The sequence below is a fragment of the Flavobacterium sp. YJ01 genome, assembly GCF_029320955.1.
GTDB lineage: Bacteria > Bacteroidota > Bacteroidia > Flavobacteriales > Flavobacteriaceae > Flavobacterium.
The window spans coordinates 1,459,295-1,472,070 of record NZ_CP119757.1; the positions used below are offsets into that span (position 1 = coordinate 1,459,295).

13 protein-coding genes are annotated in these 12,776 nt (G+C 36.1%); 6 read left to right on the forward strand and 7 right to left on the reverse strand.

Features of this window, described 5'->3' with window-relative positions; all coding sequences use genetic code 11:
- Positions 1-14 precede the first annotated feature (14 nt).
- From P0R33_RS06485 to P0R33_RS06495, 3 genes are all read left to right on the forward strand, one after another.
- Positions 15-929: a phospholipase A gene (locus P0R33_RS06485; RefSeq protein ID WP_276174755.1), complete on the forward strand. Its 915-nt coding sequence runs from the start codon at positions 15-17 to the stop codon at positions 927-929.
- A 311-nt stretch (positions 930-1,240) separates the two neighbouring features.
- Positions 1,241-1,759, forward strand: coding sequence for a DUF6515 family protein (locus tag P0R33_RS06490; protein ID WP_276174756.1), 519 nt, complete (start codon positions 1,241-1,243; stop codon positions 1,757-1,759).
- Positions 1,760-1,782: 23 nt separating this feature from the next.
- Positions 1,783-2,064 (forward strand): hypothetical protein, encoded by a 282-nt coding sequence (locus P0R33_RS06495; RefSeq protein ID WP_276174757.1) that lies wholly within the window; start codon positions 1,783-1,785, stop codon positions 2,062-2,064.
- A 10-nt stretch (positions 2,065-2,074) separates the two neighbouring features.
- On the opposite strand, the gene P0R33_RS06500 is transcribed toward P0R33_RS06495, so the two are convergent.
- The 5 genes from P0R33_RS06500 to P0R33_RS06520 form a co-directional block, all read right to left on the reverse strand.
- Positions 2,075-2,905, reverse strand: coding sequence for an aldo/keto reductase (locus P0R33_RS06500; RefSeq protein WP_276174758.1), 831 nt, complete (start codon positions 2,903-2,905; stop codon positions 2,075-2,077).
- Between the two features lie 134 nt (positions 2,906-3,039).
- Positions 3,040-3,786, reverse strand: a complete 747-nt coding sequence (locus P0R33_RS06505; protein ID WP_276174759.1) for an SDR family oxidoreductase — start codon at positions 3,784-3,786, stop codon at positions 3,040-3,042.
- A 28-nt stretch (positions 3,787-3,814) separates the two neighbouring features.
- Positions 3,815-4,612, reverse strand: a complete 798-nt coding sequence (locus tag P0R33_RS06510) for an SDR family NAD(P)-dependent oxidoreductase (protein WP_276174760.1) — start codon at positions 4,610-4,612, stop codon at positions 3,815-3,817.
- A 30-nt stretch (positions 4,613-4,642) separates the two neighbouring features.
- Positions 4,643-5,818 (reverse strand): NAD(P)-dependent alcohol dehydrogenase, encoded by a 1,176-nt coding sequence (locus tag P0R33_RS06515; protein WP_276174761.1) that lies wholly within the window; start codon positions 5,816-5,818, stop codon positions 4,643-4,645.
- A 251-nt stretch (positions 5,819-6,069) separates the two neighbouring features.
- Entirely contained in the window at positions 6,070-6,939 is an 870-nt protein-coding gene (locus P0R33_RS06520; RefSeq protein ID WP_276174762.1) for an AraC family transcriptional regulator, read from the reverse strand.
- A gap of 577 nt (positions 6,940-7,516) precedes the next feature.
- On the opposite strand from P0R33_RS06520, the gene P0R33_RS06525 reads away from it, so the two are divergent.
- The 3 genes from P0R33_RS06525 to P0R33_RS06535 all read left to right on the forward strand — a co-directional run bounded on the left by P0R33_RS06525 (position 7,517) and on the right by P0R33_RS06535 (position 12,082).
- A complete protein-coding gene (locus tag P0R33_RS06525) occupies positions 7,517-8,095 on the forward strand; it encodes a sugar O-acetyltransferase (protein WP_276174763.1) in 579 nt (192 codons plus the stop codon).
- A gap of 953 nt (positions 8,096-9,048) precedes the next feature.
- Complete coding sequence (locus tag P0R33_RS06530; protein ID WP_276174764.1) at positions 9,049-10,365, forward strand: site-specific integrase; 1,317 nt, start codon at positions 9,049-9,051, stop codon at positions 10,363-10,365.
- 409 nt (positions 10,366-10,774) lie between these two features.
- Positions 10,775-12,082: a site-specific integrase gene (locus tag P0R33_RS06535; RefSeq protein WP_179005354.1), complete on the forward strand. Its 1,308-nt coding sequence runs from the start codon at positions 10,775-10,777 to the stop codon at positions 12,080-12,082.
- Between the two features lie 40 nt (positions 12,083-12,122).
- Here the strand turns inward: P0R33_RS06535 and P0R33_RS06540 are convergent, their stop codons facing one another.
- Entirely contained in the window at positions 12,123-12,443 is a 321-nt protein-coding gene (locus P0R33_RS06540; protein ID WP_256871169.1) for a hypothetical protein, read from the reverse strand.
- Entirely contained in the window at positions 12,430-12,705 is a 276-nt protein-coding gene (locus P0R33_RS06545) for a hypothetical protein (RefSeq protein WP_056253946.1), read from the reverse strand. The genes P0R33_RS06540 and P0R33_RS06545 overlap by 14 nt, the downstream gene beginning before the upstream one ends.
- Positions 12,706-12,776 lie beyond the last annotated feature (71 nt).

The window sequence follows — 12,776 nt, forward strand, 5'->3', positions numbered from 1 at the left end:
TCAGAAACATTCACATGGATTATAAAAATCATTTATCAAAATCAGTGCTGGATTTTCAAAAAAACATTTTCTCGCTGGCTAATTGTACTTGGCATTGTAATACAGGGGGAGTTTTAAGATTATTATCTCTATTTTTCTTTTTTCTATACTGTAATGGGGTAAATGCACAAAACGATTCAGTCGAAAAAAAAAAGGCAACTGCTATTTTTTTAAGCCAGCCGAATTTCAGTATGCACAAGGATAATTATTTTATTACAGGTACTTCTTTCAGAGATGGTCCATCAATTAACAATTCAGATGTTAAATTCCAGATAAGTTTTAAATATCGAATAAATCAGAAACCATTATTTGATAACGTATACTCCTATCTCACCTACACCCAGAAATCTTTTTGGGATGTCTATCAGAAATCAAGTCCATTCGGCGATATAAACTTTAATCCCGGCCTTGGCCTTATAAGACCCTACATGAATAAAAAAGGACGATTAGGATATTATTCCTTAATGCTTGAGCATGAGTCAAATGGCAAAGACAGCATCTCTTCAAGAAGCTGGAATTTTATTTCGTTTAACTGGGGTGCAGAAGTAAGTCCAAAATTAATTATTGATGCAAAACTAACCATTCCATACGGCTCGTTATCAGATAATCCCAAACTGTCTAAATACATTGGATACGGAGATCTTGCTTTCACTTATATTTTCATTCCTCAAAAACTTTACGCAAAGGTAATAGTAAAAAAAGGAGCTGACTGGGACTGGAGAGGATCAATTGAAACACAGCTGTTTTACAAAGCAATTCCGACTTCAAATCTGTATATGATGGTTCAGGCTTTTCATGGGTATGGTGAAAACTTACTGCAGTATAATCAACAGGCCAGTATGATTAGATTTGGATTTGTGCTCAAACCAAATTTCATGAATTTCTTTTGAATACAGGCCGTTTATAAACTGAAAATATTAAAAATAAAGGTTTATGGGCGCAATATGTCTAAAAGAAACACCAGCTGTCCGCTTCAATATTAAATATGCCTGCTTAAAACAGATTGTCTTTTCACAAAATATTTAATTTGCCTTTTTTTGCTTTGTATCAAAGCTCTTAGTAACAAAATCATTTAAGTTTCTAAACCAGTAACTCATAGTGGTTCATTGTTCAAAAAACTGTAATAATAAAGACATCTAAATGCAGATAGACAGCCTTAATCTATTATCAAAGAATATAAATATTAATAAAAATCGTTATCATGAAAATTAAAAATTCACTAATCGCTCTATTACTAAATTTATCAGCAGTCCTGACAGTTCATGCTCAGCACCGGGCAACAGCAAAAATTACAGTTACTAAAACAATTCCTCACAGCAGAGTAAGTGTTTATAATGGAGTAAATTACCATTATGCTGATGGAATTTATTACCGTCCTTACCAAGGAGGCTATACAATTGTTAGACCGCCTGTAGGGATTCATGTAAATGTTTTACCACCTGGTTTTGCAACTCTTATTCTCGCAGGGACATCCTACTATTATTTGAATGACGTATACTACATCCAGATTCAGCCAAATATTTATAAGGTAGTTGAAAAACCTGATGAGAAGATAATATGCCTTGAACATTCCGAATTTATTTCACAACTCCCGCAAGGCGCCGAATCAATTTCAATAAACGGTAAAAATTATTACCGCGTTAACGACATCTATTACGAAAAGATTACTTCTGAGAATGGAGAAATCAGCTATAAAACAGCAGGTAAAAAGACAAAATAAATCAGGTGGACCTGACATATTTTATGCCGCAAAAAGTTAAATTATTTCTCCTATTAATAGAAAGACATTTACTTTTTGCGGTAAAAATGCTGCAACGCTGTTTTTTGAAAACTAGAATTAAATGCAAATTTACTGGAAATCACACATTAAATATAGCGAAATTACACCAATGGCGTATCTTTTATACTAATGGCGTGCACATAAAAACACACTTAGAAGAAGTGCTGCAAATCATGAAAGATTATCCAGCTGAAAAAAAAACAGCAGCTGCTGAAGTGCCTGCTGCTATTAAATTATTACATTGAAATTCATTTTTTAAAAGTTAACCTTATCGGGATCGAGTCCTGAACTTCCGATGTCCTTCATTTTATCGATTGTCTGCATATCTGCTTTATCAATTTCAAATCCCCATACCTCAAAGTTTTCAATTATACGATTAGGTGTGATTGATTTTGGAAGCGGAATTACCTCATTCTGCAATGCCCATCGAATGCAGAGCTGGGCTACAGTCTTGTTGTATTTGGTGGCAATATCCTGCAGACTTTGGTTTTCAAGAAGCCTGCCCGTACCAAGAGGACTCCATCCCTCGACAATTATATCATTTATTCTGCAGAAATCCACTGTTTGCTGCTGTCTGAAACCTGGATGATACTCAATTTGATTAACCATTGGTTTTATTTCTGCCGCATCAATCAAAGGCTGGAGATGGTGAGGCAGAAAATTACTTACTCCTATTGATTTTACCAGACCCTCAGAGCATAATTCTTCAAGGGCACGCCAGGTATACAGATTTAGCTCCTGCCAGTTCCTAAACTGATGACCTGCTGCAGGCCAATGGATTAAGTACAGATCCAGATAATCTAGCTGAAGATCCTGAAGTGTTTTACGAAATGCCTTCTTTGTTTTTTCATAGCCACGCTCAGTATTCCAAACCTTACTGGCGACAAAAAGACTTTCCCTATCCACACTGCTTTGCTTTAGCGCTCTGCCAATAGCTGTTTCATTACCATATACAGCCGCGGTATCAATATGACGATAGCCCGCTTCGATCGCTTTGGTGACCCCTAGAACAGTAGTCTGGTCGTTGGGGGTCTGCCATGTACCGTATCCTATAGCAGGAATTTCAATATTATTAACAAGTTTCATACTTTTTAACATTATAAAATTATATTATCAGAAAGATAATAAAATTGCATTTATTGCGAAAAACCCGCAACATAACTCAGGTCCCTCCAGTGCCCGAAGTCTGAGCTTTATTATTTATTAATCTAAGATTTTCACTACCAATTTTGAGAAGTAGGAGCCACAGTAATATCATTAACAGATGTTCCTTTTTCTTGATTAAGAATAAAAACAACGGCGCTGGCTATTGCCGAGGACTTTATAGAAGCCTGGCTATTAACCTCTTTGGCTAATATGCTTCCGTTCTCGTCAGTAACTTTGTCTGCCCATCCTGTATCTATAGTACCTGGACTTACCATTGCTACCTGTATATTATGTTTTGTCCCTACTTCTTTACGCAGGCTTTCAGTCATCCCGGCAATAAAGAATTTAGTAGCACTGTAAACACCGGCACCTTCACCGGTACGCATGCCGACAACCGAAGACATGTTTACAATTGTCCCTGAATTATTCTCAACCATACCAGGAAGAAACGCGGCAATCCCATTTAAATATCCTTTAATATTAACATCCACCATTTTATTCCAATCAGCAAGCACAGCATCTTTCCAGTAGGAAAAAAGCATTAAACCAGCATTGTTCACCAGATTATCTACTTTTCCATATTTTTCTCTGCAGAAAGTTTGCACATGCTGCATTTCATCTGCACTGCTTACATCTGCAGTCATGTAAACTGCTCTGCCGCCCTGAGCTGTAATTTCATCAGCAAGTTTTATCAGCTTTTGTTCATTTCGTGCTATAAGCACAACAATCCCTCCCTGTGAGGCTATATATCTAGCACTTTCAGCCCCAATACCTGATGAGGCTCCAGTGATTACAGTTACTGTATCTTTTATATTATTCATTTTACTTCTCTTTAAAGGCTGTTACTTTTTATTTTTTTGCGGATTCAGGTTCTGAGATAATCCTGTGCCTCTGTGCCTTCTGCGACTCACTCTGCAGCCTGTTAAGCACATCTCCCATGTATTCGGTATCGTCGCTGCCATAGACATATTCGTGATGCGACATCAATGCGTAGTAAGCCCTCTGCGCCACCTCTGCAGGATCGTCTTTTTTCATTGAACCGACAGTTGTATCTGCCTGTCCTGCATTTTTAAAAAAGTTCGTCTCAGTGGCTCCGGGCATCAGCAGGGTCATTGACACATTGCTGGTTCTGATTTCATTACGCAGTGCATAAAAAAAAGAATTAATAAATGCTTTACTTGCACCATAAACAGCTTCAAAAGGGATAGGAGCCGTACCTGAGACCGAGGAAGTAATAAGAACCTTACCCTTGTTTTTCTGCACCATGTCTTTGATAAAAAGTTTTGACATATGCACAACTGAGTCAACATTTAAACGGATCAGTTCCAGCTCTCTTTCAAGCAGTGTTGAATGTATAAAATCTCCTCCGTAACCCTGTCCTGCGTTTAAAACTAATACATCAATCTGATGGCCCGCATCTGTACTCCAACTTTTTAATGAAACAATATCATCGAAACTGCTTAAGTCAGCTGCATATGTATGCACCTTTACCTTAAATTTTTCAAGTTCTTTCTTGGTTTCATCTAGCTTTTTCTGGCCTCGTGCAACTAGAATTAAATCAAAATTATTCTGAGCAAATATTTTGGCCAGTTCGTATCCAATACCATTAGACGCCCCGGTAATCAAGGCTAATTTTTCATTTTTCATTATACTTATTAATTTAATTATTATAGAATCTTAGAATTTTTCAGCATCAATTACGTAGCGGTATCTAGCCTGTTTTGCAATAATCTTTTCATAAACTTCATTTATTTCAGCAGGATCAATTGTCTCAACAGTAGGATATATTTTCTTTATTGCACAGTAATTGATTACTTCCTGAGTTTCTGGAATCCCGCCGATAAGTGAACCATTAAAATTGACACCATTAGCTACAAAGGAAAAATTGTTGAAGGACAGATCTTTGGCAGGCAGTCCAACCTGTGTGTAGGTGCCGCCAGGTTTTACTAGAGAAACATAGGCTCCCAGATCATAGCTCGCGGGTATGCTGCTGATCATAAAATCCAAGGTCCCTTTGTAAGCAGCCAGTTTATCGATAGAATCGACAACCACAACTTCTTTAGCTCCAAAAGCTTTTATATCATCAACTTTCTCAGAAGAAGTAGTAAAAGCTAATACTTCAGCACCTTTCGAAACTGCAATTTTAACTGCCATATGTCCAAGGCCGCCTATTCCGGCAACACCAATTTTCATACCACTGTTAACTTCTACTTTCATTAATGGAGAATACGTAGTAACGCCAGCACACAACAATGGCGCAGCTTCTTTTAAAGGAAGATTTTCAGGGATTTTTATAGCAAAACTTTCTTTTACCACAATATTATTTGAATAACCACCCTGCGTTATTCCAGTCGGAGACTGCTTGCTAGCAGTTCCGTAGGTCATCACGGTAGCTCCTTTGTCGCAGTGCTGCTCTTGTCCTTCAATACAGCTGTCGCAGGTCCCGCAACTGTCTACCATACATCCAACTCCTGCTTTATCTCCAACTTTGAAACCTCGAACATTAATTCCTACCGCAGAGACAATACCTGCAATTTCGTGCCCAGGTACAAGAGGATACTGCTGACTGCCCCACTCTCCACGCACCGTATGGATATCGCTGTGGCAGACTCCGGAAAATTTAATATCAATTACAATTTCATCATCACCTACCTGACGGCGTTCAAATTCCCATGCGGAAAGTTTACCACTACTGTCTCTCGCGGCAAAACCCTTTGATTTCAAATTTTTCTTTTCAGCTATTGGCGTCTCATTGATAGTTTCTGCAAATGCGACATTATTAGCAACAAAAAGTCCAGTACCGGCAAGTGCAGCCTTCTGAATAAACTCTCTTCTTGAATTATTTTTTTTCATATAAAGTAATTTAGCTGCTACAAAATTACTTTATGATATTAAGAGAGGATTGTCTCTGAAGTCCATATAATATGATAATTCAGTTCATACATGTGTCTGTAAATTTCATAAAATCAACAGGTATAAAAAAATAACATGCCGCTAATGCGCACTGTGATAATAAATACTAAATTATTGAGGACCGAAAATGTCAAGAAAAAGGAAAAAGCAGATGTTAAATCTGCCATTGTAAAAAATGGTGATGTAATAAATTATTTTGATGTAATTCTAGCACTCGAAGGAGATACTCCAAAATACTTTTTATAAAGTCTTGAAAAATGCGCAGGACTCTCAAATCCAGATTCGTAACAAACATCAGTAATGGGCAGTTCTGTTACAGTTAGTAAATTTTGCGCATGGTTAAGCCTCTTTTCCCTGATCCATTTTGCTGGGGCTGTTTTATATATTGCACTAAAATCTCTTTTAAAACTCGATAAACTTCTGCCAGATAAGTAAGCGAAATCTTCAAGAGTCAAAGGACTTGTTAAATTCTCTTCAAGGATTTGTGTAATATCGCTTATAGCCTGCTGCTTTAACTGCAGTAACTGAAGCAATAATGCTCGGTCCGTACTTGCAAGATCATAAAGCAGCTCCAGCATCTTTAATCTAACCAGACCAGAATCTATTTTATCTGGATCATTAAAATAAGGCTTGATCGACAAAACAAAGGAGCGAAGTGGCTCCTGCACCGTTCGGACTGTTACTCTGGCCATTTCTTCAGTAGGCACCTCTTTTATTTCGGTCATTTTTATAAAATCTAAAATAAATTCGTCCTTTAAAAAAAACATCAGACAATCATAACAATCCTTGTTCTCGAAATTACCGGTCTTATGATAATCAAAACTTATATTTTTCTTTAAAAGAACCATTTGGTTTTTTTCAATAGTGTAAGTCTTATTTCCATAAGTAATATGCTTTGTGCCTTCGAGTACAAATAGGAGCATATGATCTTGTAAAAACATGGCACCTTTCTTGTCACGGATATGCGTACAAGATTCTATAATATTGACAGAATCAAGTTTTACAAAATTATTATAGTAAGGTGCATCAATAAGCTGCCCGGGAACCTTGGTTGCTTTCATAATCGTTGTATTTATATAAAATTACTCGTTTTTTGAGGCCCGGCAATTATATATTTTAAATTTTTTGTTTTTAAGAAAGTTATATTTTATTTCGACGTAAAATTAGCCTAAAAAATTATTATAAGCTTTATCAATCCGTCCAGATCTTTTGATATTACAGCTCAATATGTAGCATTTATTAAATACTGCAGAGCCCTTTTAATAATCTTCCTAAGTGTGATAATACAAACATTTTCAGTCAATTGTCTTGCGTTTCAAAAACTCATGTGATTGAATCTTGAATTATATGAACTGAAATAACGTTGTACAAATTATTATATATGTTCAAATTCCAGCACTCAGAAACAGAAGGAATGGCGGACAACATATGTCTCGGCCCTTTTGTAGTAAGTATAATTTCTATTCATTTTCTCTTTCTTTATTTTCTAGTCTAATTCATCAATATCTATGACCTTAATAGTAAAGCGTAATCCTCAGCTGATAATTAAATTTGCTGATTCAAAAATAATAAGGAAATTCAACAAGGATGTTCATCTGATGTAAAGCTGAAGCCTTGCTTAACTAAAATTGTTTAAAAATGAAAAACGACACCGAATTTGATGATCTAGAATTTAAAAAAATGATGAGCGGCGAGATTTACGATATGAAGGACTGCTTAATTCAGCATTATCTAACTAAGGCATCAATGCTTTTGGAGGAGATAGATTCTGTTCCACGAGCCTCAAGTAAAATTAGAGAAATAAAACTCAGAAGTCTTTTTGGTTCTGCTGGATCTGATTTATCTATTAAACCGGGATTTAATTGTGATATGGGATTTAATATACATGTTGGAAATAATTTTCTTACTAATTATAATGTTACAATTTTAGATATGGCCAGAGTTGAAATCGGCGATAACTGCATGATAGGTCCTAATACAGGTATTTTTGCAGTTTCTCATCCTTTGACTTCTTTTGATAGAATTACAATGCAAGGGATTTCAAAACCAGTTAAAATTGGTAATAATGTTTGGATTGGAGGAAACTCAGTTATCTTAATGGGCGTCAGTATTGGAAATAATGTTATTATTGGAGCTGGTTCAGTCGTAAACAAAGACATTCCAGATAACGCCGTTGTTGCAGGTAATCCTGCTAAAATTGTAAAATTTACAGTTTAGTAACTTATTTCTTTTTAACGAAGTCTAACTTTATCTTTCCTCATTTACAACAACATATATTATCCTGAAATTCCGAAGATTTTCGGAATAAGTATTGTTTTGTAAAATGGATGGAAAAGTAGCCGTAAATTAGGAAAGACAGATGGCAGATAACTTGATTATAATGCCTTAAACAGCTTGAATTGCATCTAAATCTGCAGATAAATATAAACTTTCTTAAGAAGCACAGTCTGTATTAATTTAGAATCACGAATAATTGGAGATACAAACATCTACTGGATAATCAGAAAAGAATATTATAGTAAATTGAAATCAGGTTTTATTTGCTAAACAAAATATCTTGCATTTGTAAAGAATTCCCATTCATCATACAAAAAGAATTTTGAAATAGATTGACATCATAACAACTACGATTACTCAAAAGCCCCATAATAATGCTTTAAGGATACCTTCAAAATACATCAATTGACAAATAAATAGCAACTATAGATTTTTAAATCTCTAGAAATTCCATAATTTTTTTGTATAATTAAACTGTTTTATCCTATTTTCGTTTAAAGAAATTGTTCAAAATTTCGAGGTACACTTTTTTTCTGTGCCCGTTCTTAAATAGCATATGAAGCCTAGTATTTACTAGGGTTTTAATAAATCAAGGAGGAACCTCTTTCTCCGCTGAGAGCTTAAAAAGAGACTTTTCAAAGTTTACAAAAAAGGCTAAAATTCACGGAAAACCCTGCAAATCAAACGATTTGCAGGGTTTCTTCTTTTATACCGCTTTTCAATATTTTCAAAAACAGACAAAATCTTCGTGGCGCATTCGTGGCGCAGGCTAAGATTTTAAAAGTGTGCCACAAGATTTTATCTTAAGTCCCGATATCAAAGGGGTTAAGCACATTTACATCTTGTTTAAATAAGGTTATAATTCTACATTTACTAATCTAATAAATTGAATTATGCTAGAGAACAGCTTTGGGTTAATTTTCTTCTTGAAAGTTCCCCGACATGAGAGTAAAATTAGAACCGTTTATTTCAGGATTACCGTTGACGGCATTCCTAAAGAAGCATCTACAAGACGCCAATGGGATCTGGAGCGATGGAACCAGAAAACTGAAAGAGCCGTCGGCACAAAAGAAGACGCAAAGTCACTTAATTTTTTTCTTGACTCGCTCACCTCAAAAATCCACGATATTAAAACAGAGATACTCTACAGCGGAAAACCAATAACGTCTCAAAAAATCATGGACCACGTGATGGGAAGAATAACGCCGAGAGTAAAAGTGCTTGAAGAATTTCAGAAACATAATGATGAATTGGAGGCGTTGGTTGGCAATGGTTACACGGGCGCAACCTTGGAAAGGTTTAACATAACCAAAAACCACGTGTCCAATTTTATAAAATTCAAGTATAATGCTGATGATTTTGAATTTGCAGATCTAGATCTTGAATTTGTAAAAGATTTAGAGTTTTACCTGCGGTCTGTCCGCAAATGCAGCAATAATACAACCCTTAAATACATTGCCAACTTCAAAAAAATTGTCATTCGTGCACTTGATAAAGAAATTATTGAAAAAGACCCTTTTAAAAGCTTTAAAGGCAAAAAAACTAAAATTGTAAAAAAGCCTATCTCTGCAAAAGAATTGGCTGAATTGGAAGCCCATCAGTTTTCAATAGAAAGACTCAGTACAGTACGCGACATTTTTGTATTCCAATGCTACACAGGACTTGCATACATTGATGCCTACCAGCTCACAAGTGCTGATATAAAAGACGGAGTGGATGGAAAACCCTGGATCATCTCTGAGCGGCAGAAAACTAATTCAACTGCAAAGATTCCGCTACTGCCTCATGCTGCCAGAATTCTTGAAAAATATAAAGATCATCCTCTCTGCATCAAACGAGGGACTCTGCTGCCTGTTTATTCCAATCAGAAAATGAATGGCTACCTTAAAGAAATTGCCGTATTATGCGGTTTTCCTTTTCCACTTAATACCCATATGGCGCGCCGTACATTTGGAAGCACGGTAACCTTAAACAATAATGTCCCAATTAACGTGGTCAAAGAACTGCTCGGGCACTCCTCTGTTAAACAGACAGAAGCTTATGCCATAACAGAGCAGACAACTATAGGAAGAGAAATGTCCATACTAAATCAAAAACTCACTCAGCATACAAATGAGATTTCTCAAGAAGATTTAACCACTCTTGAGAAACTTGAAAAAGAAATTCAATTAATTAAAAGTAAATATAAAAATGCATCACTTTATCACTAAAATGGAGTCTAACCAATACACGAATTTGTAAGAACTATTAATTTAAAAAACATCCAAATATTAGCATCTTTAAAATATTAAAAAGATACCTCATGGGTTCGAGTACTGCTCTCCCCACGGAAAGGCCTAAAAGGCGGAAAACTTAAAGTTTTCATTCTTTTCAAAAAGCCAAAAAAAATGTCTGAAGACCTGCAAATTCAAGGATTTGCAGGTTTTTTTTATTTTAGGCCTGTTTTCAATATTTATAAATCCTCACAAAATTAAAGGTGCAGAATCGGTGCACTTTCCGGCGCGCTGAAAAGTGCACCAGAAACAGCAAAAATCCCTTATACTACAGGGGGTTAACGAGATTAACGACTTGATTTGGCAGTAATATTATTCTACATTTATTAATTTAAAAAGTAGGATTATGTTGGAAAGCAGTTTTGGTTTGGGATTCTTTTTAAAAAGACCCAAAATAGAAAGTAAAGAATGGATTGTGTATTTCAGAATAACTGTTGACGGTATCCGTAAGGAAAGCTCAACCAAAAGAAAATGGGATAGTACACGATGGGATCAAAGGTTCGAAAGAGCGGTCGGCTCAAAGGAAGATGCAAAGTCGCTGAACTTCTTTTTGGATTCGCTGACTTTAAAAATCAATGAAATCAAAACCGAAATGATGTACAGCGGCAAACTCATAACCGCTGAGAAAATTATGGACGAGGTTCTCGGCAGGACAGCGCCGAAGATCAAGGTGCTCGAGGAATTTCAAAAGCATAATGATGAAATGGAGGCGCTTCTTGGAAAAGGCTATGCAAAAGGCACCCTTGACCGGTTTACCATTACTAAAAACCATTTGACTGCGTTTATAAAATTCAAGCTTAAAAAGCACGATCTTGAATTTGCGGATTTGAATCTTGAGTTTGTAAAGGATTTCGAGTTTTACCTTAGAACTGTACGCGACTGCAGCAACAACACCACCCTCAAATACATTGCAAATTTCAAAAAGATTGTAATCCGCGCCATTGATAAGGAGTTAATCACCAAGGACCCATTTAAGAACTTTAAGGGACGTAAAACGAAACTGGTAAAAAAACCACTCACCGCACAGGAATTGTACGAACTTGAAAGTCATTATTTCACAACTGACAGGCTCAACGTAGTAAGGGATGTATTTGTCTTCCAATGCTACACTGGCCTGGCTTACATAGACGCTTATCAATTAAAGAAAACGGATATCAAAGAAGGCATTGATGGAAATCTATGGATTATGTCCGAAAGGCAGAAAACAAACTCATCATTTAATGTCCCTCTTCTTCCCCAAGCACTGAAAATAGTTGAAAAATATAAAGAGCACCCGCTGTGTATCCAGCGCGGAACCGTGCTTCCTGTTTCATCCAACCAGAAAATGAATGAGTATCTAAAAGAGGTGGCAGTCTTGTGTGGCTTTCCTTTTACATTAAACACGCATATGGCCCGCCGTACATTTGGAAGCACTGTGACATTAAATAACAACGTCCCTATTAATGTAGTTAAAGAACTGCTGGGTCATGCATCGGTAAAACAGACTGAGGCATATGCTATAACTGAGCAGGCTACAATCGGTCGTGAAATGTCAATTCTGAATAAAAAGCTGAACAAAAACGCTTCCAAGATTTCAAAACCGGACTTAGCGGTTCTCGGAAGACTTGAAAAAGAAATCCAGGCAATTAAAAAGAAATACAACATAACTTCTTGAAACTTGCTTTCAGATGGTAATTAAAATCAAAGAGGCTATCTCAACAATTCTGAGATAGCCTCTTTTTATATAGTTTAACTACACTTTTATAACCCGGATGATAAGACGGGCTGTATTTAATATAACCTAATTCCTGCAGCTGTTTAAAATATTTGTGATAAGTGGGTAGTGTATTTACATGCGCCATTTCCATAATTTTACTTCGGCTGACTTGTATCCTCCTACCCTGCCCCTGTCTGTAACCCAATCCTAATATTGCCGTTAAAATTGACAAATGCCACACATTAAGCTTTGGATCAGCAATATAAACTGAAAGATATTCCATGATATTGCTTTCTTTTAATTTCTTAGTCTTTTTCATCCCTAAAAAGTTTTTGAATATCTTCTCTATTGTAATAATAGGATCCAAGCACTTTCTTAAAACGTACTTTTTGTGATGTTCTAAGAGTCTGAACAGATCCGGCAGAAATGTCGAGCATCCTGCGGACAGCCTTACTTTTCAGCCACTCAGATTCCCTTTCAATATTTTCTGCATTAAAAGCTTCCGAAACCGCATTACGGATTGTATCGGTCATTAACAGTCCAAACTGCCTTAAATCGTCTTTTGTTATAAGTTCTTCCATAAAATACCGGCTTAATGCGTTACAAAAAATTAAATCATATACTTAAAAAGATCATCGTCATTCCAAAAAAA